Source organism: Candidatus Poribacteria bacterium (assembly GCA_028820845.1).
GTDB lineage: Bacteria > Poribacteria > WGA-4E > WGA-4E > WGA-3G > WGA-3G.
On the sequence record JAPPII010000003.1, the window covers coordinates 58,943 to 85,630 of the forward strand.

The window sequence follows — 26,688 nt, forward strand, 5'->3', positions numbered from 1 at the left end:
CATGCCAACCCCAGCGCAGTTGATTGAGCGAGTCGCACAGATACCACAAGTAAAACTTGGTCATTTCCCAACACCCCTTGAAGAATGTCCGAGACTCTCCGATGCACTCGGAGGTCCGCGTATCTTCATGAAACGCGAAGATTGCTCAGGTTTGGCATTTGGGGGGAACAAGGTGCGGCAGCTCACGTTTACACTCGGCGACGCTGTCGCGCAAGGCGCCGATACAATCGTACACGGTGCGGCATCGCAATCAAATCACTGCAGACAAGCCGCCGCTGCTTGTGGCAAACTTGGACTTAAGTGCTATCTGCGTCTCGCCCGCGACCACAAGAGTATCCCGCAAGGTAATTTATTGTTAGATAAATTAGCCAGCGTTGATATTGAGATCGTTGATGTCCCCTTCGGACCCGAATTAGATGCGGTGAAGCAGGAATTGGCGAAAAAATTGGAATCTGAAGGGCTGAAACCCTATGTTGTCGCGGGTCCGCGTTCAACCGCACTTGCCGCCGTTGCTTTCGCATGGTGCATCGCTGAAATTGCACAACAGCAAGAACAGTTAGGTATCGATGCAAATTGGATTTACACCTCCTCCGTAGGTGGCACACAAGCAGGACTCGTCCTCGGCACCAAAACGCTTGCCCTGAAAATGAAGCCTTTCGGTATCGCACCAATTCGCTGGGAGAATAAACACGAGCGTTTACGCACCGCTGCAAACGATGCAGCAGCCATCCTCGGACTTGACAATACACAGGTCGCAGATGCAGACATTCAGAATACGGACGACTATGTTGGACAGGCTTACGGGTATCTCACACCCGAATGTATTGATGCCCTTAAGCTTGTTGTCAAAACAGAGGGGATTTTTCTCGATCCCGTCTACACTGCTAAAGCCATGGCGTGCCTCATCGACCACATTCAACAAGGCAAACTTGGACGTGACGATACTGTCATTTTCCTACACACCGGGGGCACTCCCGCACTCTTTGCTTATCAAGAGGAATTAGTTGCCGACCTCTAACTTCAATTACTCCGGATTAAAACCGCAGCTGGATTCAGTGGTACCATCTTGCTAATCTGATGCAATAGTCTCCTTCCCCGACTCCCCTCTGAATTGATTTTTCCTTTGACTTTTTTCTTCTCTGTGATTACCTTAACGTGAGCTCTATAATACCTACTCCCAGAGAAGGACCTTCAAAGTTTTGCCCTATATATACCGCTCTAACGACAACCACTACACGCCCGGTGAAAATCTAAAGAACTTATTTGAAGAGTTGGTAGTCCAACCGTTTAAACGCAATCTACCCGTATTAGCCGAAGATGTTAAAAATAACAGAATATACTACTGGGAAGATATTGCGCGCATTCTCAGACAAGGACAAAGCAATTTCGATGAAACGTCCTATGATAAACCATCGAATGAATATTATTTTCCAAAGGACAAGGTGGCTATCTATTGCGTACATCACATGCCAAGACACCTTTTTAGTTCTTATCACATTTTTACACATCGCCTCACACCGATAAGCGAGAAGGATAAAGTTGTATTCATAGATTTCGGTTGTGGCCCCTTAACTTCAGGGATTGCTTTTCGAGCCTTTGCAGGACAGAGCGACATTACCTATTTAGGAATTGATAGTTCGCAAACCATGCTTGATAAAGCGGCGGTAATTAACAGATATGGTCCCAACAAGTATGAAAACCCGTTCTTTGACAAATTTGAGTTGATTCGCGACTGCGACTCCTTGACCGGTTTAGTGGATAAGTGCATTGAGGGAGGTGATAGGACAGAGATTATATTTAATTTTTGCTATTTCTTCTCAAGTCCAACATTAGACATTGATAACCTATCGGATGTCCTCATTCAGATTATGAAGCGATATAATCAGCATAAAATATGTTTAATATACCAAAACCCTGATCATCGATCGTTAGCTGGGGATCGCCGTTTGAGATTGTATAGCAAGTGGGAAAAGCTTAAAACGAATCTTTCGGCGTTTAGAAGGCAGGTAGCCCAATCAGATATTGAAACTTTTTCTTATTGTAGGCTCATAAATGGTTTATTGCACGATGATGCCAAGGTTTATTATGAGATACTTTGCTACGAATCTACCGACTTTTTTTCCGCCCAACTTCGGTAGGCACGGTTTCCTAACCGTGCTGGAACTAACGAAAAAAGGTTCCAAACTACATAAATTCTTAAAACTGAATGCTCCTGGTGCTCCCAGATAAAGTGCCTTGACAAGAAGAACATTACCTATTATACTATTCGTATGGCACAGAATAAATTGCTGGCAAGAATGAAAAATAATCCATGTGGTGAGCTGAAGTATCCGTTTCTTATCAGTGTACTACCTTTTGGAGATGACAGCGACACTTTAACAAAGTTCCCGAACCTGCCCAATTACCCATTTCTTATCAGCATATTGCCTGCGGAAGAGGGAGGCGGTTATCTCATTGAATTTCCGGACTTACCAGGGTGTATGTCCGATGGCGAGACAATTGAAGAAACGATAGAGAATGGAAAAGACGCTGTTTTCTGCTGGATAGAAACGGCGAAAGCGTTTGGTGATGAAATTCCGCATCCCAGTTCTACTGATCGTCTTTATTTTCAGCAAACCTCATCCCTGGTAAGTTCTGCTCATACTCAAAATGAAATATGATGCTATCGTTCCTAAGTAGAAGGACAAGACTTACGCAATTTTGACCGTCCGAATTGTGTGGGTGCCTATGTTTATTTTTCTGTAAGTTGTGTCTGTGTCCGAAACTTTGAGAAAAATCAGAAACTTTTTGAGAACAGGGCATCAACCTGATTACTCCAATAATCCATACCAAGGTTGTACTCCGTGGGACAATTAACTCTCTTTTCCGGCCCAGAACCGCAACCTCCTGAACCACAACCGGCTCCAAAAAACGAAGACGCGGTTAAGGCAATTCCTGGGCTTCGATATATTGAAGACTACATTACTGACAAACAACATAATTGGTTGTTGGATCAAATTGACGAGCATCCGTGGCTTGATGACCTAAAGCGGCGTGTTCAGCATTACGGTTTCAAATATGACTACAGAGCGCGGAAAGTCAATCACGATATGCACATTGGTGAGTTGCCAAAGTGGTTGAAAAGGCTTAGTGAAAAATTGTATGAAGATGGACATACGCCGGAAATCGCGGATCAGGTGATTATCAATGAATACTTGACAGGACAAGGAATTGCAAGCCATATTGATTGTGAACCGTGTTTTAAAGATACGATTGTTTCTCTGAGTTTAGGGTCAGATTGCGTTATGAATTTCACAGATAAATCCGACCAAACAAAAAAAAACCCTGTCTGGCTTGCGCAGCGAAGCCTTGTTATATTAAGTGGTAAAGCGAGACATGACTGGTTACACGGGATTCCTGCCAGAAAATCGGATGAATGGCAGGGCGAAAGATGGTCGCGAGGACGGCGGGTATCATTGACCTTTAGAAAAGTAATTTTATAGTAAAGCCCGAAAATATGTGAACACCTGTACCACAAACTGTTAGTTTGTGTTTAGGGTTTACACGCAAACTAACAGTTTGCGCTACAATAGAAGTGTCCAATTAATTATGGAATTCACTATAAAAAACGAAGAAACAGAAAAATAAAAAAGCGCGGTTAAAAAACCGCGCTTTATGAAATTCAGCAAATATCGTTAGAACCGATCCGACTTAATCTCACCCCACCGCGTCGCCAACTTTTCCTTAGCATCGACGGGGAACGGTGTGTCACGATTCAGGTCATCTTCCGGTTCACCTTCAAAGTAACGGAAATTGTCAATCCAGAAATCCGTATCGGATTGGGCGATTGACAAACTTACCCACATATCCCTAACGACATCCGCTGTCGCCTTGAAGGTATAGTCATATTCTTCCCACTCGGGTCCGCTCAACATTATGTCAGGATTCGGCTGACCGTTCAAGTGGTTGGTCCACGGATCGTGCTGTGTCTGAAAATTGACCCGCACCACACGCGGTTTTTCGGCGCGCGCCCAGAAAACGACAGAATACGTCTCGCCTTTTTCCATTGAGACACTTCTTTGCTTAACTTTTGCGTGCCAAGCCGTGCCAGTGGCTTTGTGTCCGATGATCTTCAGCGACTTCTGTCCATGTTGTGGATTTTTCTTATCAATTTCCATCGTATAGAGACCGCCACGATTGCAACACGCACCGTCCTCTAAATCCCAGGCGGCGAGGTCATCTTCAAAACTGTAGTTCTCAATCAGGAGTTCACCTTTCTTCCATTTTCCTAATTCTTGTAGTGTTTCTGCGGACGCACTAAAACTTATGAGCAGCGCGAGCAGGAACACACTTACAGCAATAGATTTCGTCACGTTGAATTTCTCCTTTGTTTAAAATATCGTATAAAATTAGGCATCACTCCGCATAAACGATTCCACTTCAGGCAATACTTGTGCAACCGCCGCCTGATCAACCCGATCAGCAACGCCGTCATAACCTGCTGTACGAATCATCTTCACGAGGTTTTCGCCTAACTGTTCAATCGTCCATGCGACTGAATCCGGCACACTTGCTTTATCGAGATGCCGTTGATCGTTCTTTCCAGAGGGATCATAGTGGTAATGTGGGTCCTTGCGGAAGCAGTCGAAACGGAGCAGCTGAACATTTTCGCCGTCTGCTTCGCCGTAAACACGCACGGAGGGACCGCCATCCGCCCCGAGACTACGTTGATCTACATGGAGTTCAACACCACCCACTTCAAACACTTTTTCATTCATCGATTTTTCCCCCTTTTGGCGCAGCTTGCGAACCAAAAATTACTGTTAAAAACCAGAGATATGGGTACATTATATACGGCTGTGACAAATATGTCAACCCAAATCTGCGCCCTCAACTGACAACCGCGACCTCCTGAACAATTCCTGATCGTCAACCAAAAATCTTTTTTATAGTTTTTACTATAAAAAACTTGACAAAAATAATCCTGATGTGATATACTATTAACACTAATAAAATTAAATTCTCGTTGTCCGAATTGACATGAAGCAACAAATGCTCGACCGCTTTGGGCGGATCCATACGAATCTCAGAATCTCGGTTACTGATGTTTGTAACTTCCGGTGTATCTATTGTATGCCAGAAGATATGACCTTCATGCCAGACGCGGCACTGATGACCTTTGACGAGATTCTGCATCTGGCGCGCATTTTCGTCGGATTAGGTGTTAGCAAAGTCCGTATTACCGGCGGTGAACCGCTTGTCCGTCCCGGCGTGCCGGCACTCATAGAGCGGTTGACGCAGTTAGAAGATCTAAAAGACATCAGTCTAACAACAAACGGCATAGGGCTGATTAAGCAAGCACAAGCCCTTTACGATGCCGGGCTGCGTCGTATTAATGTGAGTTTAGACACACTCAACGAGGAGAAATTCGAGCAGATGACGCGTCGAAAGGTGCTTTCACGCGTGCTTGAAGGGCTTAAAACCGCACATGAATGCGGTTTCAACCCAATCAAAGTCAATGCCGTCGCAATGCGGGGCTTTACAGACGATGAAATTGTCGATTTAGCCACTTTCGCGCGTCAAAATGAGTATCAACTCCGATTCATCGAATTTATGCCACTCGATGCCGATGACGTCTGGGGACGCAATATGTACATCCCCGGAAAAGAGATTATCGACAAAATTAACGCCGTCTATCCACTGAAACCAGTGGCTTTGAACGGTGAGGCAAAAAGTGATACGGCACAACGCTATCGATTCTCAGATAGCGGTAACGAGGTCGGGATTATTCCCTCTGTGAGTGAGCCGTTCTGCGAAAATTGTAACCGAGTACGTCTTACTGCTGACGGAAAATTCCGGACGTGTCTTTTCTCGCTAACAGAAACCGATCTGCTTACACCACTCCGAGAAGGGGCATCAGATACGGTCATCCGTCAACTCATTCTGGATGCCGTCGCACAAAAAGAGGCAGGGCATAAAATTAACGCCGCAGACTTTATTAAACCCGAACGAAACATGTCGAGAATCGGTGGTTAGGCACTGCTTAATAGCCATACACGCACGTGCTAAAAAACGAAATGTAGTTAGGATACAAATATATAAAAAAAGGTGTAAGCCGAACGACACCTATTAACATCACCTTAAGGAGTCCAAATCAACGAATGAACAAAGAGTTGATCATCAAAGACCTACACATCAGTGTGCAAGGAAAACCGATCATTAAAGGGTTAAGTTTAACTGTAAAACAGGGCGAAATTCATGCGCTTATGGGTCCAAACGGATCCGGTAAAAGCACCCTCGGCAACGGCTTAATGGGGCATCCACTTTATGATATTGACGCAGGTGAAGTGATTTTCAATGGTGTTAATGTCTTGGAACTCGAACCGGACGAACGCGCCAAACTCGGACTTTTCCTCGCTTTCCAGTATCCAACGGCGATTCCAGGCGTGAGTTTGGCGAATTTTTTAAGACTCGCTGTGAGCGCGGTCCGTGGAAAATCAGAAAACGGTTCCGACAACGAAGGGCTTATCCCGATGCGCGAATTTCGGCGCGAACTCCGCGAGAAAATGCGGCAACTTGGTGTTGATGATTCCTTCGCCAGACGCTACCTCAACGACGGTTTCTCGGGGGGCGAAAAGAAACGTGCCGAGATTCTGCAACTCGCAATGCTTGAACCGCAAATCGCTGTCCTCGATGAAACGGACTCCGGACTCGACATTGATGCCGTCCGAATCGTCGGCGAAAGCGTCAGCAGCCTCGTTGGACCAGATCTCGGAGTCCTCATCATTACGCACTATCCGCGGTTGTTGGACTACATCCGACCAGAGTTTGTGCATATACTGCTTGACGGTAGAATTGTTGAATCTGGAGGCTGGGAACTCACACAGATGTTAGAGGCAGAAGGCTACGATCCGATTCGAGCAAAACACGGTATCGCAGAAGAAGCTGAATAAATCTGAGCGGCGATCCACAGCATATCCTAACAGAAAAGGAGAAGGCAAAATGGCAACTTCTGAAAAGAACACTATAGAAGAACTTGGGATTAGTAAAGAATATCAATACGGGTTCCATGATGATATTAAACCGACATTCAAGTCGCGCAAAGGGTTAGACGAAGAAGTTATCAATGAAATGTCCGATATCAAAGGCGAACCCGATTGGATGCGTCAATACCGACTCGACGCTTATCGGATCTTCAAACAGAAACCGATGACAAAATGGGGTGGTGACCTCTCACAACTCGATTTTGACGACATCTACTATTACGTCAAAGCCTCTGACCGGAGTGAACGGAGTTGGGATGATGTCCCTGATGACATCAAGAAAACCTTCGATCGATTGGGTATCCCTGAAGCCGAACGGAAATTCCTCGCTGGTGTTGGTGCACAGTACGATTCAGAAGTCGTCTACCACAATATCGTCGAAGAATTAGATAAAATTGGTGTTGTCTTCCTTGATACTGATACCGCTATTAAAGAATACCCGGATCTCGTGAAGAAGTACTTCGGAACCATCATCCCTTCAGCGGACAATCAGTTCGCTGCACTCAACAGTGCTGCCTGGAGTGGTGGAAGTTTCGTTTATGTCCCACCGGGTGTGAAGGTCGAATATCCTTTGCAAGCCTATTTCCGAATCAATAGCGAGAACATGGGACAATTCGAGCGTACGCTCATCATCGCTGACGAAGGGTCACAGGTACACTATGTTGAGGGTTGCACGGCACCGACATATAGCAGCGAATCCTTGCACAGCGCAGTTGTTGAGATCGTTTGCATGAAAGGTTCTCGGGTGCGCTACACAACCATCCAGAATTGGGCAAACAATGTATACAATCTCGTTACAAAGCGCGCTGTCGCTTACGAAGATGCTCAAATGGAATGGGTTGACGGCAATCTCGGTAGTAAGTTAACGATGAAGTATCCGAGTGTCTACATGATGGAACCCGGGGCGCGTGGCGAGATCCTCTCCATCGCTTTCGCCAGCAAAGGGCAGCACCAGGACGCTGGCGCGAAAGTCTATCACTGCGCACCTCACACCTCTTCGCAAATTACCTCAAAAAGTATCAGCAAAGATGGTGGACGCTCCAGTTATCGCGGATGGGTCGATGTCGCAAAAGGGGCGAAAGGATGCAGATCACACGTTGTTTGTGATGCACTCCTCCTTGACAAGGACTCGCGTTCGGATACCTATCCGGTCATTGAAATTAGTGAAAATGACACCCATATTGAGCATGAGGCGCGCGTCAGCAAAATCGGAGAAGAGCAGCTCTTCTACCTCATGAGCCGTGGACTTTCGGAGGAGGAAGCTTCTACTATGATTGTGAACGGGTTCATTGAGCCGCTCGTGAAGGAACTTCCGATGGAATACGCTGTTGAGATGAACCGCCTCATCCAACTTCAAATGGAAGGTTCAATTGGTTAAATGGTTATTAGTTGTTAGTTGTTGGTTATTGGTTAAGAGATGCTTTGTAACAATTTGCCCACATGCGGCAAAATTTGTCTTTGCTTTACATTCTTGAAACACTCTTGAAAGTGGTGGATTGTTACATCAACCTCTTAACCGAAAACTGACAACCGACAACCAACAACCAATAAAGGATAACAAAAAATTGCAAAAAGGCGAATTTTCAAAAGAATTTCTTCAAAAAATAACAGAAACTGAGCCAAAATGGATGCGTGAGAAGCGGTTGGAGGCTTATGCACTTTATGAATCCTTGCCGATGCCACACACAACCAAAGATGATGTTTGGCGACGCACCGTTGATATGCGTACCCAAGATTACTGGCGGCGAAGTCGGCGATCGCTCCGAGGCTTCGCGCTCGAAAAATATTATCCGAATGCACCGACGAACGGTGAACTATCGGCAGAAAATGTAGACTACAACGATGAGGGAACAGCCGGGCTGCTGCTGCAAGCTGACGGTCAACTTCAATACAGTTCGGATGCACAAACGCTGAAAGAACACGGGGTCTACTTTGCACATCTCCGCACTGCCCTGCAAGAACAACCGGAACTCCTCCGTGACTACTTCATGACCAAGGCAGCAACCTTGGAGACGACGCTGAAAAGTGGAAATATTGCGCGACACAACAAATTTGACGCGCTTCACGGTGCCTTCTGGCAAGGCGGTTATCTATTACATGTCCCAAAAGGCGTAAAAGTTGAACTGCCGCTCCGCGTCTACATTCGGATGTCCGAAGCAGCACATGCCGACCTATCGCATGTGCTTATCATCGCCGAAGAAGGTAGCGAAGTTGCGATTTTGGAGGACAACTCGTCTACCGATCCAGAGGCGAGCGGTTTCCATAGTGGTGCAGTCGAGATTTTCGCAGGACAAAATGCCAAGGTGACTTATGTGCAAGTCCAAGATTGGAATCGACAGGTCTGGAACTTCGCGACACACCGTGCGACAGTCGCCAGAGATGCGCAGCTCTGCTGGGTCACTGCTACATTTGGCAGCAGACTTAGCAAAATAAACCAAGCGGTTGTCTTGGACGGGGCTGGCAGCAGCGCACAAATGCTGGGATTGGCTTTCACGGATGCTCGTCAACATTTCGATGTGAGTACGGCACAGGAACACGCTTCACCGCATACCATCAGTGATCTCTTGTATCGGACTGTCTTGAAAGATAGGGCACAAACCGCATGGGGTGGGAACATTTACGTCTATCCGGCAGCGAACCATACCGATGCCTACCAGAAAAACGATAATTTGTTGCTAAGCGAACGGGCACATGCCGATACTTTGCCCGGTTTGGAAATTGAGGCACATGAAGTCCGTTGTACACACGGCGCAACTGCAGGAAAGATTGATGCCGATCAGGTCTTTTACCTCATGAGCCGCGGGCTACCTTATGCACAAGCTGAAAAATTGATTGTTGATGGTTTTTTTCAACCCGTCATGGAACGTATCCCGTTAGAATCCGTTCAGAGAGAGTTAAGTACGTCTATTACGCGCAAACTTGAGTAGTTGTCAGTTTTCAGTAATCAACGGTATTCATGCCGTGTGGCATGAACCGGGGGTTGCTACGCAACCCTTTCAGTTTTCAGTTAAGAGGTTTTCGTCTAACACTGATAACCGACAACCAATAACCAATAAAAAAGGAGAAACTCACAATGAGTCAACCGAAAATTATCGCTTATATGAAACCCGTTTGTGGATGGAGCAACGGGGTTCGTGCCATCTTTGCAAAATACGGATTGGACTACGAAGATAGGGACATTATTAACAACGCAGACAACTATCGTGAAATGGTTCAGAAGACGCGGCAGCCTTATCAACCGTGCGTCCAGATTGACGATATAATACTTGCCGATGTCAGTGGCGACGAGGTGGAACACTACCTGGTCTCGGAAGGGATCGTCCAATCGAGCGATGCTGAAACCGATGTCCCAACGGATCAGGCATGTGAGGATCATGGACCGTCTGCTGTCAGTATCGGCTTCCCGGGTAGGTAATTGTCTTTTCCTATAGGCGAGGCGTTTATGCCTCGCCATTACGAATGCGAATGCACTTAAAGAAAGCTTATGTCAATATTCTATCGGGGAGCGGGGGTTGATACTTACTGGCATATCAACAATCCGACAGAAATTGGTTTTACAGCAAGAGCACCGGAAATGACACCCACAACTGCCCGTCTAATGCAGCATATTTCAAGAGGAACTAACAACAGTCCTTTTATTTCACTCTCGCTCTCGTATGCAGTGGCTAGGGACTATGCACTATTAAGTAGTCCAGAGATTCCAACACCAAGCAAACCTGCTTATGTTTATGAAATAGAGTTTCAGGATCCACTACCTTCTGGCCTGAAGATGTTGGATCCCGTTAAAGAAGTTGCTCAAACATTACCTTTTCCACCTACTATTGGGCCCGCTTACCAGCACGACGGATCCCAAGAATTCCTGTTAGGCGTTGTAAATCCAAGAAATCTGGGACATTTTTTGGTCCAGCATTCGCAGCAGCCTCCGTTGAGCGAAGGCACACCTCGTCCACCTAACTTGTCCCTTGAATTGGAAACATTAGTCAGAGCCTTACGAGATGCTGAAATTCTTGCTTACGGGAGTATCCCGGCAACTTGTGTCGTGAACTGTTTTGATGTCTTTGTTGATATGCCTTTCTCACAATAAACAAGGAGTACTTTCATGAAACATATAGTTGATAATGTCAATAAACTTGAACTTACATTTAAGACTATAGACTTGGAAGGGCGGGTCCCCAGTACTGACTCCATTGAGTTTTTAAGTGTGGAAGAACCTTATCGGGAAGGTCGTAGATATAGCCCATTTGTGCGTGTCCGTTATGCTCTGAACGGTATAAAACAGGATAAAGCTTTTCCGTTAGATGTAGACAAAGGTATATTCCTTTCTATTGATGATGACGTATTAGAAGAAAAACTACGACCAATTGCTCCTAAGATTGTTCAGATTCTTCAGGAACATGTTGTGCAACAGAACATTGAAATGACACTTAAGGAACACATTGATGATATACGAAATCAGTTAAAACAAGGCGCGTTTTCAAACGAGGCTGCCGTCTCTTTTGGTATTGTGCAAAGATTATTTGAGGCATTAGGATGGCCGAAATTCACACCTCAGATCATTATTCCTGAATATGCAGTGGAGGGACAGAGAGTTGACTTTGCGCTGTGTCACCCACCAGGAAAGCCTCTTGTCTTTATTGAAGTTAAACAAGTTGGCAATCTTGAAGGGGCAGAGGAACAATTATTCAGATATGCTTTTGGTGAAGGAGTACCAATCGCAATTCTCACTGATGGTCAGATATGGCGATTTTTTCACGCAACGGGAGAAGGAAAATACAAGGAACATAAGGTATACGAATTAGACATGATCGAAATCGACAGTGAGAAAAGTGCCGAGCGCCTTGACAGATACCTGAACTATGAAGCAGTTCAAAAAGGGAAAGCTGTTACGGCAATTAAAAATGACTATCAAAAAGTTTCGCAAGAAAAGATTACAAATTAACCTGCATCCAGCGAGGAAAATATTTCATCAACAACGATAACAAAGGATTCCAGAAAAAAGAAATTCTTGAGAGACTCGCTGACAAACTCGGTATTCACCTGAAGGTGGAATTAATTGAGAAATATTGAGAATATCGGAATATATAATTCTGATAATCTTATAATCTTGTAAATGCTGGTTTAGACAATTCGTGATTCAGACGAAAAAGAAAATGAACACCCTATACTTCGGCGACAACCTTGAAGTCATGCGAGAGATGAGTGACCAACGCGTCGACCTGATATGCACCGACCCGCCTTTCAACAGCGGACGTGACTATAACGCGTTCCTGACAGACTCGTTGGCGCAATCTAAAGCGTTCACGGACACTTGGATATGGGACGACCCCGCACAGGATTCCCGCGCCGATATAGAAAGACGCGCCCGCACCAGTGACGCTTACAAAGCACTGGATACCTGCCTGAAAGGGTATGACCTCGTGCTGCAAAATGCAGTGTCTGGGAACAAAGGAGCGACGCGTGCGTATCTGGCGTTTATGGGACCGCGGCTGGTAGAGATGCACCGAATCCTCAAAGACACAGGCAGCATCTACCTACACTGCGATCCAACTGCCAGCCACTATCTCAAAGGCGTGATGGACGCAATATGGGATCAAGATAATCATAGCAAAAATGAGTATTTTCGGAATGAGATTGTATGGTGTTATAGAGGCGGCGGTGTTCCGAAAAAATATTTTTCAAGAAAACACGATATTATATTTAGGTATGCTAAAACGAATAATATAACTTTTAATGTTGATGACATTAGACAGCCTTATTCAGAAAAGAGCCAAGAGAGACTAAAATATAAGGCGAGGGCGTTCAGAGGCGATAGGGTTTATGATAACTACAATATGAACGAGAAAGGAAAACACCCAGAAGATTGGTGGGTGATGCAACCTGTTATGCCATCTTCCAAAGAACGTCTTGGCTACCCAACACAAAAACCGCGCTCCCTCTACGATCGGATGATCAAAGCCTCAAGTAACGAAGGCGATCTCGTGATGGATCCCTTTGCCGGTTGCGGTACAACAATAGACGCAGCAGAAACACTCAATCGGTTTTGGATAGGGATTGACCCAATGCGCCGTCGTCTTGCTGACAGGCATGGCTTGCAACCATCAAGAGACTACGAAATCCACGGCTATCCGACAAATATGCAAGAAGTACACATGCTTGTCCGCGACGAACGGAAATATCACGACTTTTCTAATTGGGCAGTTACACGGCTTGGGCTTCAACCGACAAAGTCTGTCGGCGATGGTGGTAAGGATGGCGAAGCAGAGGTTGGACACATTACGCTTTGGGACCCAGAGGATGGGCAAACGACAAACACCCGTATCCTCGCGGAAGTCAAAAGCGGTACACCAACAATTGGCCAAGTCCGCGCCTTTTGTCACACAATGAATAAACACGATGCGATCGGGGTGTTTATCACAATTAAACCTGTCAGTGATGGCATGCGTCAAGAAGCCGCAGATATGGGAACATTCTCACATAACAACGTCACATATCCGCGCTTGCAGTTCTGGCAGATAGATGACACATATTTTGAAAATCCAAGCAGATTGCAGGAGCTCATTCGTTTACCTGCAGCGTGGCTTGAGCCAACGCGGAGAATGGAGCGGCATTTTACAGATGCCCAGATAAATTTTAATCTGCGCGGGAATGTTGATTGACAAAATAAGCATTCTTGCAGGCGCGGCTTTATCCGCGATTCAAACGATAAACAACAAAATAGGTTAAGAGGCAATACGTAAACCTAAACTATCAGAAAGATAGAGGCTAAAACATGCCCCCTAAAATTGGAATCGTCAAAGGGTACAAATTTGAAAATTATAAAAAGGCAATTGAGACACATGGTGGAGCAGTTGAGGAATTACTAATAGATGATGAGCAGGCTGTTAATCGGTATATTGATCAAATTCATGGGCTTTTACTCCCCGGCGGCGGTGATATTGATCCAGACCTTTTCGGTGAAGAGCGGCATTGTGAGACTAAAAATGTCAACAGAGCAAAAGACGAATTTGAAATGTCATTATTCCGAAAGGCAATTGAAAAGGATATGCCTGTTTTTGGTATTTGTCGCGGTATCCAGATTATGAATGTTGAAAGGGGCGGCAGTCTGTATCAACATATTCCAGAACAGATTGGAGACCACTTGACTTATGAGATACCCGAAAAGTCAGACGATCTTTGGCATAGTATCCAAATTCAACCAAGCGGTCAGCTCTGTCAAATCACACACAAGGGCAATACCGAAGTCACTTCAAGCCATCACCAAGCAGTGAAAGTAATTGGCAAAGGATTGGTGGTGACAGCGCAATCCAAAGATGGAATTATTGAAGCAATGGAATATCCCTCAAAATCAAATCAGTTCGCTATAGGCGTGCAATACCACCCGGAACGGATGTGGATAGATAAGAAACCACCCTTGCATGATCGGAAATTTTATGCACATGCTGAAAGGTTATTTGAAGCGTTCATCAATGCCGCTACAACATACAGAGCGCATCACAAATAGTTGCAGTTTCTAAACGCACTATACGGGTCAATTTTCTGATCTAACATGACATAGCAAAAAATGCACACCTCAGAATTTCGTCCGGTTAATAAGGAACAAGAAAATGCAAAGATTTCAACCACAGAATTATAATATTAGTAATATACTAAACTGGATTGGAGAGGATCGAATAGCAATACCCGAAATTCAGAGACCTTTTATTTGGAAACCACCTCGGGTTCGTGATCTCATTGATTCACTCTATCAAGGTTACCCTATTGGCTATTTGATCACGTGGCAGAATCCTGATGTTCGTCTCAAAGATGGAAATATAGCCATCGGGAAACGAATTTTGATTGATGGTCAACAGCGTGTTATTTCCCTTAAAACATCATTGCTGGGCGGAGAAGTAGTCACCAGAGGTTTTAAGCGTAAACGGATTACTATCGCCTTTCATCCAATTGAAAAACGGTTTGAGGTAGTAAATCCTGCTATCAGCAAAGACCCAAAATGGATCAACGACATCTCCACCCTTTTTGGTGATGGGTTTAAGCCATTTAAGTTTGTAAAAAAGTTCTGCAATAAAAACGACGGCATAGAGGAGGCGGTCGTCTTTGAGAGTATCGATTCTCTGCTGAGTATTAAAAATACTCCAGTTGGGGTTATTGAGTTGGAAGCAAATCTGGATGTGGAAACAGTTGCAGAAATCTTTATCAGGATTAATTCTAAAGGGGTTGCGTTGAATGCATCAGATTTTGTCATGTCTAAAATCGCTGCGGGTGAAAAATATGAGGGTTCACAACTCCGCAAGTGTATTGATTATTTCTCTCATCTTACAGTCTCATCAGCAGCAATTAACAATATAGTCAGAGATACTGATTTTGCTGAGTCTGAATACTTTAATAAAATAAAATGGATCCAGAACGCTAATAGTGATATCTATCAGCCATCTTACACGGATATGCTTCGGGTAATTTTTATGGTAGGATTCAAACGTGCCCGGTTAACGGATTTAGTCGCGCTCCTATCAGGACGGGATTTTGAGGCACAGGAATTTAGAGAAGATATTGTTGAGGACTCCTTTCGTCAGCTTAAAAAAGGAATTATTGATTATATCAATCAAAATCGTTTTGAGAACTTTGTTATGATATTGAGGTCAGCTGGATTTGTAGATAAATCAATGATTAGTTCAATGAATGCTGTCAATTTCGCTTATGGGCTATTTTTAATGTTGAAGTTAGGAGAGATAGCGGGTGAAAACATAGAACGCCTGGTGCGGCGTTGGTTTGTAATGTCAACTTTAACGGGTAGATACTCTACATCGGTGGAAACGGTTTTTGAGCGAGATATACAGAATATTGTCAAAGACGGACCAGAAACGGTTCTGAATAGAATAGAGCGGACAGAATTGTCAGATATTTTTTGGAGTGAAAGATTACCACAGGAAATGCAAACATCAAGTCGGAAAAATCCATATTTCAACGCTTTTTTAGCTAGCCAAGTGAAAGCTGCTGATAATGGTTGTCTCTCGCGAGATATGACTGTCCAGAATTTGCTTGAAGGCCAGAGAGATATTCATCACATATTTCCGAGTAAGTATTTGCAAAGGCAAGGTTTTGTCGCTAAAGACTACAACCAGATTGCTAACTTAGTAGTAATGCAAAGACCTATTAATATCCGTATCGGTGATAAATCCCCAGCCACCTATTTTGAAAAATTGCAAGAAGGGTGCAGTATTGGAAGCCCTCCGTATGGAGTGGAGATAAACAACTGTGAAGAGCTGCAAACCAATCTTGATCAGCACTGTATTCCTTCAGATATACAAATAGCGGATTTAACTTCGGATAACTACGCTGCGTTTTTGGAGAAGCGTAGAAAACTTATGGCTGCTAAAATACGGGAATACTATGAGAGTTTGTAACTCTATGTATTAGAAACCATCGACTGTTCGGAAAATGGACCCTGCTACTGTAGTTTGGGCAGTTCGTATAAGGTTTAGGTTGAATTTTCAAAATCATGATAAAATCGAAACGAAAATCCGTGAAATCTATGTAATCCGCGATTCAGACATTAATAGAGTAATGAACAAAAAAACAGGTTAAATAACAATGCACACCTCAGAATTCCGTCCCTTTGATATCGAAGCCATCCGCAAAGATTTTCCGATCTTCGCGACGACACCGCCGCTCGCTTTTTTGGATAACGCCGCCTCAACCCAGACCCCACGTCCTGTTGTTGAAGCAATGGATGCCTATTACGATACCTATCGTTCAAATATCCATCGCGGCATCTATCGGATCTCAGAGGAGGCGACGGAACAGTATGAGCGCGCAAGAGAGAAGGTCGCCCAGCTGATTAACGCACCTCGGTCGCGGCAGGTCATTTTCACGCGGAACACAACGGAATCTATCAACCTTGTCGCTTACAGCTGGGGAAGCACAAATATCCGTGAAGGCGATGAAATTGTTCTCTCCATCATGGAGCACCACAGCAATCTCGTGCCTTGGCAGTTGCTGGCACAGCGCACGGGGGCGACGCTCCGGTTCCTTGAAATAACAGATGAGGGATTACTCGACTTCACACAACTCCGTGACCTACTGACCGAAAAAACGAAACTTGTCGCTATAGGACACGTTTCTAATGTACTCGGCACCATCAATCCGATCCAGTCTATCATTGAGACAGCGCATGCTGTCGGCGCGAAAGTGATTGTTGACGCAGCGCAATCCGTGCCACACTTTCAGGTCGATGTTCAGCAACTGGATTGTGATTTTCTGGCGTTCTCAGGACATAAAATGTGTGGTCCGACCGGTATCGGTGTCCTATACGGTAAATCGGAACTGCTTGAGGAAATGCCCCCTTTTCTCGGCGGTGGTTCAATGATTCGGAGTGTTGAACGGGATGTGTCCAGTTACGCAGAACTGCCCGCCAAATTCGAGGCAGGAACGCCAAGCATTGCCGAAGCCATTGGGCTCGGACATGCCGTTGAGTATATCACACAAGCGAATTTAGCAGCAATCCATGTTCACGAACAAGAACTGTTAAAATACGCACATCAACGTTTAGAACAAATCGAAGGTATTACCCTGTACGGACCGGCACCGCATCAGAAAATGGGGGTCATCTCTTTTAGTATGGACGGCATCCACCCACACGATGTCGCTGGCATCTTGGACACACACGGCGTTGCTGTCCGTGCCGGACATCACTGTGCACAACCGCTCATGAAAAGATTAGATGTCATCGCGACCATCCGTGCCAGTTTTTACCTTTACAACACGATTGAAGACGTGGATCGCTTATATGAAGGGCTTTGCAGAGCACAGAAACTTATGACCCGGAGAAAAGTATGAACATATATCAGGAAGAACTGCTTGACCACTACGAAAATCCGAGCAACTACGGAACGTTGCCGAATCCTGATATTTCGCACGAAGAAGACAATCCACTTTGTGGAGACAGGATCCGCATTGACCTGATCATTGAAGACGATACGGTTAAAGAGGTTCGCTTTAGTGGTCATGGCTGCACCATCAGTTTAGCCGCTGCGTCTATGCTGACGGAGGAAATTGAGGGGAAAACCCTTGATGAAGTCAAACAACTCTCAAAAGATGACATTTTGGATATGATTGGCATCCCTTTGGGTCCCGTTCGTCTCAAGTGCGCCTTATTAGCACTCAAAGTCCTCAAAGCCGGTGCGTATGGCATTACAGCGTGGCCCGGTGAAGAAGATGAGTAGGAACATTTTTCAAACGGAACTGCGTAAAAGAATGTAAGGTATACTTTATTTATCTGCACCGCTTTTTAGCTGCTGGAGAGTCCTTGAGTCCGTGAAGCAAAAGGAGTTTGAACGTAATGAGTAATGACACAGCACCACAAGAAACTAAAGTTACACTAAGTGTTCAGCAGTTGGAAGAGGTCATTCGCAAGGTTGTTCGTGAAGAACTGGTCGAATTTGCGGTGCAGGAGTTAGGGTTTTTTCACCTTGACAAGGAATCTCCACTTTATGAAGATATGGAGGATATTCTTGAACGCAAAAAAACCGGACAGTTAAAGTTTTACACCCACGAAGAGATTTGGAATGGATAACTATCAGGCGTTCTATGAAGAGCGATTCGTCCGCAATCTTATTCGTTATTCAAATTTACGTCAACGTATCCAACGAAAAATTGAGCAGATTCTTGTAAATCCCTATGATCGCACGGAGCGTCTCGGGCGAGTTTCCGGTGGATTAGATTTACGGGGTTGTCGTAGTTCTCGGGTAGATAGAAATTTCCGAATAATTTTTGTTATTTGTGAAGAATGCCAATCAATTAAAGAGTGTCAGTATTGTTTCTGCGATGAAAAAGAATCTGAAACGGTTGTTTTTTTAACTGTAGGTCCACATGTTAGAGCTTATACGATGCGTTAAAACAGAGTTCCTTCGGTATATGTTTGTACTTACAAGCTCCAAAGACTAACAAAGCGAAGAAAAGGAAAAAAAAACACGAATATGCCACAATTCTATAAAGTTGCAAAAGTTAGTGAAACCCCACCCGGCACCAAGAAATTGGTTGAAGTGGATTTTGTGCCAGTGCTACTCTTCAATGTGCAAGGCGAATTCTATGCCATAGAGGACGTTTGTACACATGATGACGGGCCATTAGCCGAAGGTTGGTTCAGTGGCGACGAAATCGAATGCCCCCGACACGGTGCTCGTTTCTGCGTGAAAACCGGAAAAGCACTCTGTATGCCTGCGGTTGAAGACATCGAATGTTACACCGTCAAAGTTGAGGATGATGACATTCTTATCAGCCTTGATGAATAAAGGGACTTTGTAGCACAAACTGTCAGTTTGTGCCTGTTTGACACGCAAACTAACAGTTTGCCCTACAATCGAGCTCACGTTACAGGAGGGAATTTAAATGGTATCAGAAGCATCTGTCTTAGAGACTATCAAAGAAAATATTATTGATCCAGAAATCGGTATTAATATCGTTGACATGGGACTCATCTACGGTGTTGACATCAACGACACAACGGTCGATATTACGATGACTTTAACGAGTCCAGGATGTCCCGCCGGTGGACAGATTGTCAACGGCACCCAGCACGTCACGCAGCAGATGGAAGGCGTTAATGAAGTGAATGTCAATGTCGTTTGGGACCCGCGTTGGACCATGGAAATGATGAGCGAAGACGCAAGAGACGAACTCGGTATCTTTTAAAGTAGTAGGCACACGCCGTGTGCCGTAACCTGTATCATGAACAGGATTGCAAAACAACCGAAACTCCTCAAGAAACATCCGAATGCCTTTCAGATAGAGTGGAAAGACGGGCATAGTAGTTGGTATCCATATCCCTACCTCCGTCAGATGTGTCCGTGCGCTGAATGCGCCATCATCCGGCACAAAGGCAGAGATGTCCACTCCCTCTTTTCACCGCAAGGCGACGGAGATATAACGCTCATTGCAGTCTCAGACGATATTCAACCCCTTGATATCCAATTGGTTGGTCGTTACGCCTTACAGTTTAATTGGAACGATGGACACGCTACCGGTATCTACCCTTTTGAAGTTTTACGCGAGACGTGTCCGTGTCCAGAGTGCGCACCATCACCACCGCTCGAACCGGAGAAAGAAAACCCGGAAAAATAAATATAAATCATGCAAACGCAGATTCCCGAAATTTCCCCACAGGAACTGAAACAAAAATTAGACACAGACGCATCCGTGTTGTTGCTTGATGTCCGCGAGCAGAGCGAATATGACATCGTGCATCTCGAAGGTGCGAGACTAATACCGCTCAACACCCTACCGCACCACATAGAGAGTCTCCCAGCAGAACAAGAGATTGTTGTCTACTGCCATCACGGACAACGAAGCCTCTATGCCACCGCCTACCTGCACCAAAACGGATTCCGTGATGCCAAAAACCTCGCAGGTGGTATTGACCAGTGGGCAGCCGAAATTGACCCAACGCTACCGAGATATTAAAAGGAGAACCCACATGATTGTTGAATTTGAAAACCGCTCCGGTGAAATAGAACAAGCCCAAATGGAGATTGACGAACCGTGTCCGATTTGCTGTGGCATGCTCTTCCCACTCGTCGAGGCCGACCTGGATAGCGGATACCGCTGCAGCAGCTGCGGGCTTGTTTTTGATCCTGTAGAGGTAGAATATTAAGATCGTTCCGAGATCAATTCTACCCTCCACCGCCACTTTGTTATTCAATTTTCCGAAAATCTGGAACTTCCATCGGTGCGCCACCGCTTGCGATCGACTGCTCCGAAACCAATCCCGGCACTGTGAAATCCATTGCCGTATAGACATCAAGCGGCGGCGGCGTATCCGTGAGGATACTATCAACAAAATCCCGCACCTTGAAATACTCACCCAGATCGCCCGCATTCTCAGACTCAGCAGGCGGGTTCTTCCATCGTTCGGGTAAGCAGTCTTCAAACTGCGAAAGCGGTCGCCACTGCTCAGCTACCGAGAACTCATCCAACCAAATCTTCGGTGCCGCACCCAATCCACGCGAACTCTCATAGCAGCCTTTTGTCCCTTGCAAGCTGAAATAGGAATTCGCAGGACGGTTCGAGAGCATATCAATCCGAATTTTGATTAACCCACCGCCATCGGTCTTACACAGCATCATCACGGTATCTTCCATCGCATGTTCCGGATCGGTATTGACACCCGTTCCAAGACAACAGACACTCACAACTCGTCCACCGAACCACTGCAGCACCGGACCGAGACTATGTGTCGCATAGTTGCACCGATTAATGCCTACCTGCCAATAGTAACGCCACGTTGGGTTGCCATCTGCATCGTGATGGAGAGATTTAATGTTGTGAAGATACTCTCCCTCCCCGAAATAGACATCCCCAAACATTCCCGCCTCTACCATGCTGCGGATGAGTACGTTTGATTTCGAGTAGCAGGTATTTTCAGCCATTGTGTACTTCGCAGACGACTTCCGAACCGCCCGAACCAAGTCGTAGCACTCCTCTAACTTGACAGCAGCAGTTACCTCACTAATAACGTGTTTCCCGGCTTCTAATGCCTCGATTGACTGCGGTACGTGCAAGTTCTCAGGAGTGGCGAGGACAACCAGATCGACTGCATCCAACATCGCACCATAATCTGTGAACTTCTGCGGAATACTAAACCGTTCAGCAACGTTCTGGAGGGTTTCCTCATTGATGTCACAAACCGCCGTTACATCGGTTTCCGCTATCGCTTTGAAAGGTACGACGTAAGAACTCCCTCGATGCGCCCCAACAATCCCAACTCTCAATTGATCTGCCATTATGAATCTCCTTCGTCTATTTTCCAAGAAATTAATAAAGACTTCCAGATAATGTTACGCTTGGCTCAAGAGGTGTATGGTACTTGATAAACAATAGAAGCCTATTTCGGAATAATTTCGACTTTCATTGAGACACCAAGACGCTCAGCAATTCTGTCAAGACATGCTTTTTTGTGTTCGTTTCTTAGATCTCTCGATATATAGTACTCACCCACTTTATCGAATTGCCGACTGCTTGAAGATAACTGAAACCGTGAAATAAGCATATTGTTGTCATCTACGCTTAAGACACGCTCAGGGCCAAGTCTAAAAATCACCTTTTCTACAGTATCTGCTGCTATATGGCATTGAATAATTTCTCCATCAAGCATCGTAACCCGAAGTCGTGTATGTGGATTATTCATATAATCTCCTTTCTTGTATTCAGGCAAAGATGGTGTGGTTTTCAACCTTCAGTCGAAGGAAACGATTCAATTCCAAAATCTGTTATACCTTCAGTTTCTGGCAGCAAGTCATTCTTCGTTTTGTCAGACATTATGAACCCTTTCTCCTATGATACAATACCTTCGCCAAAATGATTGACTAAATAGGGTAAATATCCTAAAGTTATAGGTGAAACAAACCCAACTTACAAGGATGTTTACCCATGTCAGAGATTGTATCCTTATTTACAGTTTTCAGTCCATATTTATCAGCACCAACGCCTCGTCAGTTCTGCGAAATCGTGTTCGCAGTGCTTGCGATGACCGGGGGCGTAACGCTGCGAAATATCTCTCGTTGGACGAAAGAAGGCGGGAGTTATCGCACGATCCAAAGGTTTTACAACACACTCATCCCTTGGAGCAGACTTTTTTGGGTCTTCTTTAGAGCACATCTGTATGATCCCGATGATGTATATTTGCTTGCCGGTGATGAAACAGTTGTGCCAAAATCAGGCGATGCCACATACGGTTTATCGCGTTTTTTCTCATCAATAATCGGTAAAGTCATACCGGGTCTGGTATTTTTTGCGGTGTCAATCATCAGCATCAAGCAGCGCCGTTCATACCCAATGTGTATGGAACAGATCGTCCGAGGGGAAGCATCAACGACACCGAAAACGATCCAAACATCACGCAAAGAACGCACTGTCTCAAAAACTTCGGAAACACAAGGTAAACCGGGACGTCCGAAAGGGAGCAAAGATCGAAACAAGTCCGAGATCGTCCTCAACGACACTTTGAAACAGAGCCAATCTATGCTCAAGACGGTCTTAGCAACGATTAGAGGTTTCATACCGATTCGATGATGGCTACTTCGGAAACAATAACACGCTACAGATGCTCAGAAACTGTGATCTCCATCTGATTTCAAAACTTCGTAGAGATGCAGCCTTGTATTTGCCACCGGCGACACCTTATCAAGGACGCGGACACCCGCTATCTATGGTGAAAAGTTCAATCCTAAAGAGATTGACAGCAAATATCGGGTTTCAACACAGACGCAAGGCAACATCACCACGGAAGTCTATGAAATAGAATGTCGGAAACCCAAACGCTTCCCGGACCCCTTGAATGTCGTGTGTTTGCGAAAAACTGACGCAAAGACAAAAGAGACATCACACGTTTTATTTTTCGCCTCCGATCTCGAGTTGGATGCCGAAACAATGAGTGATTATTACGCGCTCCGATTTCAAATTGAGTTCAACTTCCGGGACGCAAAACAGTTTTGGGGCTTAGACGATTTTATCAACGTCAAGGAGATACCGGTCAACACTGCTGCGAACCTGTCCATGTTCATGGTCAATGTTTCAGCGAAACTCCGTGAGATGTTCGGAAACCCGGAACATCCCGGTTTTGGCGTCTTAGACATCAAAGCACGTTACAGAGGACTCAGATATTTACAAGAAACATTAAAAATAGGACTTACGCAATATTGACAGAAATAGTAGGTTTGTGAAGTTGTTTTCGTATGTAATCCTCAAGTAAACTTTCTTTGAGTTGATAAATGGTTTGACCGGCTGCACGTGCGGCACGCGTCAAACTCACCTAAACCCATAAACAACACGCAATGTGATTGCGTTGGGCACGATGGAGACGACTTTGGCAGCTGCCAATACCTGTGGTTTGTTTCAGTTCCCGATGAAGTTGCTCAACCTTCCAGCGGAGCCGACAGGTCTCGTGCGTCGCCTCAACATCGCATTGAGATAAATCGTTGGTTACAATATATGCCGTGCGTCCAGAGGCAGACGCTATCCGGAACACCTTCACTTGATGGTCTTTCGGGAACTTTCGGATATGCACAAGTTTGCCCGTAGGCACTTCCGAAGCCGTCCACGTCAACGCCTCTACACGTTGGTAGCCTGAGGCAACTGAAGTGCTGACGAGCCGGCTGCGTTTCACAGGGGCATAGGAGACCTTAGAAAGTGCTTCAATCGCTTTCATGACCTTCATTGAAGCATACCAAGTATCCATCAGCACCCTCCGAAACGCAAGACGTTTGACGAAGGGGGCATTTCGCAACATATCTACAAGATGCTGAAGTTTGGTTTTACCATCTCGGTCACTGTCATAAATACGATAATCAATGATCCAATACGCCTGCGTCTTTGGATTGACATAGCGGCATGTGACGATACCGATCCCTGTAATGACGCGCTTCTCTGAACCGCTCCATTGTCTACGAACGCTTTGAATCGCTTTGGCATACGGTTTTGCCACAACGGTATCGTCAAAGATCAGGTAGCCATCGGGGTCAAACTCAATGTCATTTTTCACCGAGCGCCAGAGGTCTCCCGCAGAGATACGTTCTTCACGCAGCAACCGATTGAGTTGGTCATGACTCCATCGGTCTGTATGCTCCGCAAAATACGTCTGCGTAAAGTTGTGAAAACTGGCTAAGAGAAACTGGCAATAATCCGATAGTAACGGGTATCTTTTTTCTCAAACAGTTAGGGTCGTCATAATACAAAAGTATAACACAAATCTAACTTACTGCGTAAGTCCTAAAAAATACTTCCACAAAAACCTGAAACCAGTGTTATTCACAACATCGCTGAACACCTCGGTTCTATTGGGGCTATTCATTACACTCCCCCCAAACCAGACCCGGATAAAGTGGCAAAGGTATTGCTATGATATAGAAGACATTGTATCATATACTTCAAAACCTTTGCAACACGCTGAAACGAATAATCAAGGCCATTCAGCTTTAGCATCTCTGTCTGAGAAATCTGTAAGTTTCCCGGCTCAAAGGGCTTCCCATCTATTCCATCAGAAAACTGAATGTCCCTATTTTTCTATTTGACAAAATTGCCCCGGACATGCTAAAATACATAGAAGACAGAGGCATTCAATTCTCCAATAACTTTGATTTTCTGCCGAAGCACTCTTTGCTGTGGGAGTGAGCTCTGCTCGCGACAATGCCGCAAGAATTGGCAAAAAACCGACAATTGAATGGCTCTGATATAGAAGATGCAGGTATTGAAAAGAAACTCAAATTTTTCATAAAGGGTAAATTAGGAAATTTGGTATGAAGGAAAATACATTCACCAATACAGTCATAGTTGGAGATACAACAAAGGTCTTACCAGAGCTGATGAAAAGCAAAAAGCAATACCATATAATTATTGCAGACCCGCCGTACAATATCGGTAAGGATTTCGGTAATAATAGTGCCTCTATGCCAATGGATGACTACGTAGCATGGGCAGAATTATGGATAAAAGACTGTTTGCATCTTTTGACAGATGATGGTTTGCTTTATCTTTATGGGTTTCCCGAAATTATTGCAAGAATTTCTGTCCGCTTTCCCATCAACGAGCAACGTTGGCTGGCATGGCATTACACCAACAAAACAGTTCCGTCCCTCAAATTTTGGCAAAGGTCCCATGAAACAATATTATGTCTTTGGAAGCCGAACACCGAGCGCCCAGGCCTGGAAATAGACCCAATTAGAGAGCCTTATACTGCAAGTTTCTTAAAAAACGCAGCGGGAAAAGAACGCAAAAACACCCCTTCTCGTTATGGAAGATCCGGCAAAACAACCATTTATCAGGCACATGAGAATGGGGCTTTACCCAGAGATGTTATTAAAATTCCAGCTTTGGCAGGGGGAGCGGGGCGTGCTGAAAGATGGTTTGTTTGTAAAACTTGTGGATCTCAAATTTATCCACCTGAACATTTATCTGAGCACCGCGGACACGATGTCCTAAAGCATCCAACCCAAAAGCCTATGGAATTAACCAGACGGCTTATCCGGTCTCGTATCAACGGAGATGGCGGCAGGGTCCTTATCCCGTTCGCAGGTTCGGGTTCAGAATGCGTCGTGGCTCAGTCATTAGGTGTTGAATATCTCGGTATAGAAATAAATCCTGAATTTGTTGATTTTGCAAAACAGTGGCTCGGATACGATGCCGAACAACTGGTATGGGTAAGGGAGGCTGACAGTGTACCGATTAACGCCTAGAATGCAACAGACCTTGCAACAAAGCTTAAAGAAATATCATGAATTATTCGATGGTGGACGTTGTTTGGGTTGGGAACTAGAAGAACTTATATTCAAAGCCATTCAATCAGATAGTACAGCCCGACATTATGCTACTTGGACAGAAGCAGGACATGATGATGAAGCTGATATACGAGTTGTGGTAAATAATACGGGATACGCATTACAAATCAAATCTGGTACTGTAAAAAGAGGATATCTAGAGTTATCAGGGCATCGATTGGGACGTTTTGACGGCAATCTTGAAGACATCACAGAATATCTAAGTAATAATAGTTCAGAGATTTTATCAATTCCTTATCGTAAAGTGGATGACGATACAGGAAGGCATCATATCTATCGGATAGTATATGTACGTAGTGTTTACATTTTGTTAGCAGTGATCAATATAGCTGCGAAATAAACGA

Annotated in this window: 31 protein-coding genes and 1 pseudogene; 27 read left to right on the top strand and 5 right to left on the bottom strand. The window is 44.9% G+C overall.

Annotation, left to right across the window (positions count from 1 at the left end; translation table 11 throughout):
• The first annotated feature begins 1 nt into the window (after window position 1).
• The 4 genes from OXN25_00445 to OXN25_00460 all read left to right on the top strand — a co-directional run bounded on the left by OXN25_00445 (window position 2) and on the right by OXN25_00460 (window position 3,482).
• Complete coding sequence (locus tag OXN25_00445) at window positions 2-1,018, top strand: D-cysteine desulfhydrase family protein (GenBank protein ID MDE0423315.1); 1,017 nt, start codon at window positions 2-4, stop codon at window positions 1,016-1,018.
• A gap of 181 nt (window positions 1,019-1,199) precedes the next feature.
• Window positions 1,200-2,138: a hypothetical protein gene (locus OXN25_00450; protein MDE0423316.1), complete on the top strand. Its 939-nt coding sequence runs from the start codon at window positions 1,200-1,202 to the stop codon at window positions 2,136-2,138.
• 255 nt (window positions 2,139-2,393) lie between these two features.
• Window positions 2,394-2,660, top strand: a complete 267-nt coding sequence (locus OXN25_00455; GenBank protein MDE0423317.1) for a type II toxin-antitoxin system HicB family antitoxin — start codon at window positions 2,394-2,396, stop codon at window positions 2,658-2,660.
• Window positions 2,661-2,843: 183 nt separating this feature from the next.
• Window positions 2,844-3,482, top strand: coding sequence for an alpha-ketoglutarate-dependent dioxygenase AlkB (locus tag OXN25_00460; GenBank protein ID MDE0423318.1), 639 nt, complete (start codon window positions 2,844-2,846; stop codon window positions 3,480-3,482).
• Between the two features lie 192 nt (window positions 3,483-3,674).
• Here OXN25_00460 and OXN25_00465 read toward each other — a convergent pair whose 3' ends face one another.
• Together OXN25_00465 and OXN25_00470 are read right to left on the bottom strand one after the other, a co-directional pair.
• Entirely contained in the window at window positions 3,675-4,352 is a 678-nt protein-coding gene (locus OXN25_00465; protein MDE0423319.1) for a carbohydrate binding domain-containing protein, read from the bottom strand.
• A gap of 36 nt (window positions 4,353-4,388) precedes the next feature.
• Window positions 4,389-4,757: a hypothetical protein gene (locus OXN25_00470; GenBank protein ID MDE0423320.1), complete on the bottom strand. Its 369-nt coding sequence runs from the start codon at window positions 4,755-4,757 to the stop codon at window positions 4,389-4,391.
• Between the two features lie 274 nt (window positions 4,758-5,031).
• On the opposite strand from OXN25_00470, the gene moaA reads away from it, so the two are divergent.
• The 19 genes from moaA (at window position 5,032) to OXN25_00565 (ending at window position 20,667) form a co-directional block, all read left to right on the top strand.
• Window positions 5,032-6,015: a GTP 3',8-cyclase MoaA gene (gene moaA, locus OXN25_00475; protein MDE0423321.1), complete on the top strand. Its 984-nt coding sequence runs from the start codon at window positions 5,032-5,034 to the stop codon at window positions 6,013-6,015.
• A 125-nt stretch (window positions 6,016-6,140) separates the two neighbouring features.
• Entirely contained in the window at window positions 6,141-6,932 is a 792-nt protein-coding gene (sufC, locus tag OXN25_00480; protein ID MDE0423322.1) for a Fe-S cluster assembly ATPase SufC, read from the top strand.
• A 49-nt stretch (window positions 6,933-6,981) separates the two neighbouring features.
• A complete protein-coding gene (gene sufB / locus OXN25_00485; GenBank protein ID MDE0423323.1) occupies window positions 6,982-8,400 on the top strand; it encodes a Fe-S cluster assembly protein SufB in 1,419 nt (472 codons plus the stop codon).
• Window positions 8,401-8,587: 187 nt separating this feature from the next.
• Complete coding sequence (gene sufD / locus OXN25_00490) at window positions 8,588-9,949, top strand: Fe-S cluster assembly protein SufD (GenBank protein MDE0423324.1); 1,362 nt, start codon at window positions 8,588-8,590, stop codon at window positions 9,947-9,949.
• Between the two features lie 146 nt (window positions 9,950-10,095).
• A complete protein-coding gene (locus OXN25_00495) occupies window positions 10,096-10,437 on the top strand; it encodes a glutaredoxin (GenBank protein ID MDE0423325.1) in 342 nt (113 codons plus the stop codon).
• A 69-nt stretch (window positions 10,438-10,506) separates the two neighbouring features.
• A complete protein-coding gene (locus OXN25_00500) occupies window positions 10,507-11,106 on the top strand; it encodes a hypothetical protein (GenBank protein ID MDE0423326.1) in 600 nt (199 codons plus the stop codon).
• 15 nt (window positions 11,107-11,121) lie between these two features.
• Complete coding sequence (locus tag OXN25_00505) at window positions 11,122-11,961, top strand: type I restriction endonuclease (protein ID MDE0423327.1); 840 nt, start codon at window positions 11,122-11,124, stop codon at window positions 11,959-11,961.
• A gap of 211 nt (window positions 11,962-12,172) precedes the next feature.
• Window positions 12,173-13,678: a site-specific DNA-methyltransferase gene (locus OXN25_00510; GenBank protein ID MDE0423328.1), complete on the top strand. Its 1,506-nt coding sequence runs from the start codon at window positions 12,173-12,175 to the stop codon at window positions 13,676-13,678.
• Window positions 13,679-13,791: 113 nt separating this feature from the next.
• A complete protein-coding gene (locus OXN25_00515; protein MDE0423329.1) occupies window positions 13,792-14,523 on the top strand; it encodes a gamma-glutamyl-gamma-aminobutyrate hydrolase family protein in 732 nt (243 codons plus the stop codon).
• 103 nt (window positions 14,524-14,626) lie between these two features.
• Window positions 14,627-16,423, top strand: a complete 1,797-nt coding sequence (locus tag OXN25_00520; GenBank protein MDE0423330.1) for a DUF262 domain-containing protein — start codon at window positions 14,627-14,629, stop codon at window positions 16,421-16,423.
• A gap of 187 nt (window positions 16,424-16,610) precedes the next feature.
• Window positions 16,611-17,855 (top strand): cysteine desulfurase, encoded by a 1,245-nt coding sequence (locus OXN25_00525; protein ID MDE0423331.1) that lies wholly within the window; start codon window positions 16,611-16,613, stop codon window positions 17,853-17,855.
• Complete coding sequence (locus tag OXN25_00530; protein MDE0423332.1) at window positions 17,852-18,241, top strand: SUF system NifU family Fe-S cluster assembly protein; 390 nt, start codon at window positions 17,852-17,854, stop codon at window positions 18,239-18,241. Before OXN25_00525 ends, OXN25_00530 begins: the two co-directional genes overlap by 4 nt.
• Window positions 18,242-18,357: 116 nt before the next feature.
• Window positions 18,358-18,591, top strand: a complete 234-nt coding sequence (locus tag OXN25_00535) for a hypothetical protein (GenBank protein MDE0423333.1) — start codon at window positions 18,358-18,360, stop codon at window positions 18,589-18,591.
• Window positions 18,584-18,913, top strand: a complete 330-nt coding sequence (locus OXN25_00540) for a hypothetical protein (protein MDE0423334.1) — start codon at window positions 18,584-18,586, stop codon at window positions 18,911-18,913. Before OXN25_00535 ends, OXN25_00540 begins: the two co-directional genes overlap by 8 nt.
• A gap of 81 nt (window positions 18,914-18,994) precedes the next feature.
• A complete protein-coding gene (locus OXN25_00545; GenBank protein ID MDE0423335.1) occupies window positions 18,995-19,309 on the top strand; it encodes a non-heme iron oxygenase ferredoxin subunit in 315 nt (104 codons plus the stop codon).
• A gap of 97 nt (window positions 19,310-19,406) precedes the next feature.
• A complete protein-coding gene (locus tag OXN25_00550; protein ID MDE0423336.1) occupies window positions 19,407-19,709 on the top strand; it encodes an iron-sulfur cluster assembly protein in 303 nt (100 codons plus the stop codon).
• 36 nt (window positions 19,710-19,745) lie between these two features.
• Window positions 19,746-20,138 (top strand): DUF971 domain-containing protein, encoded by a 393-nt coding sequence (locus OXN25_00555; protein MDE0423337.1) that lies wholly within the window; start codon window positions 19,746-19,748, stop codon window positions 20,136-20,138.
• A 9-nt stretch (window positions 20,139-20,147) separates the two neighbouring features.
• Window positions 20,148-20,477, top strand: coding sequence for a rhodanese-like domain-containing protein (locus OXN25_00560; GenBank protein ID MDE0423338.1), 330 nt, complete (start codon window positions 20,148-20,150; stop codon window positions 20,475-20,477).
• A gap of 13 nt (window positions 20,478-20,490) precedes the next feature.
• A complete protein-coding gene (locus OXN25_00565) occupies window positions 20,491-20,667 on the top strand; it encodes a hypothetical protein (protein MDE0423339.1) in 177 nt (58 codons plus the stop codon).
• A 40-nt stretch (window positions 20,668-20,707) separates the two neighbouring features.
• Here OXN25_00565 and OXN25_00570 read toward each other — a convergent pair whose 3' ends face one another.
• Together OXN25_00570 and OXN25_00575 are read right to left on the bottom strand one after the other, a co-directional pair.
• The gene (locus tag OXN25_00570) at window positions 20,708-21,796 is read right to left on the bottom strand and encodes a Gfo/Idh/MocA family oxidoreductase (GenBank protein MDE0423340.1); all 1,089 of its coding nucleotides are present in this window, start codon (window positions 21,794-21,796) and stop codon (window positions 20,708-20,710) included.
• A gap of 101 nt (window positions 21,797-21,897) precedes the next feature.
• Window positions 21,898-22,200 carry a hypothetical protein gene (locus tag OXN25_00575; protein MDE0423341.1) on the bottom strand — a complete coding sequence of 101 codons (303 nt, stop codon included), beginning with the start codon at window positions 22,198-22,200 and terminating at the stop codon, window positions 21,898-21,900.
• Window positions 22,201-22,442: 242 nt separating this feature from the next.
• Here OXN25_00575 and OXN25_00580 point away from each other — a divergent pair, with 242 nt between their 5' ends.
• Window positions 22,443-23,084: a transposase gene (locus tag OXN25_00580; GenBank protein MDE0423342.1), complete on the top strand. Its 642-nt coding sequence runs from the start codon at window positions 22,443-22,445 to the stop codon at window positions 23,082-23,084.
• A gap of 162 nt (window positions 23,085-23,246) precedes the next feature.
• A complete protein-coding gene (locus tag OXN25_00585; protein ID MDE0423343.1) occupies window positions 23,247-23,714 on the top strand; it encodes a transposase in 468 nt (155 codons plus the stop codon).
• A gap of 109 nt (window positions 23,715-23,823) precedes the next feature.
• On the opposite strand, the pseudogene OXN25_00590 reads toward OXN25_00585, so the two are convergent.
• Window positions 23,824-24,666 (bottom strand): annotated as a pseudogene (locus OXN25_00590) (transposase).
• Between the two features lie 640 nt (window positions 24,667-25,306).
• Between OXN25_00590 and OXN25_00595 the strand changes: the two are divergent.
• A complete protein-coding gene (locus tag OXN25_00595; GenBank protein MDE0423344.1) occupies window positions 25,307-26,242 on the top strand; it encodes a site-specific DNA-methyltransferase in 936 nt (311 codons plus the stop codon).
• Window positions 26,223-26,684 (top strand): hypothetical protein, encoded by a 462-nt coding sequence (locus OXN25_00600; GenBank protein ID MDE0423345.1) that lies wholly within the window; start codon window positions 26,223-26,225, stop codon window positions 26,682-26,684. Before OXN25_00595 ends, OXN25_00600 begins: the two co-directional genes overlap by 20 nt.
• Window positions 26,685-26,688 lie beyond the last annotated feature (4 nt).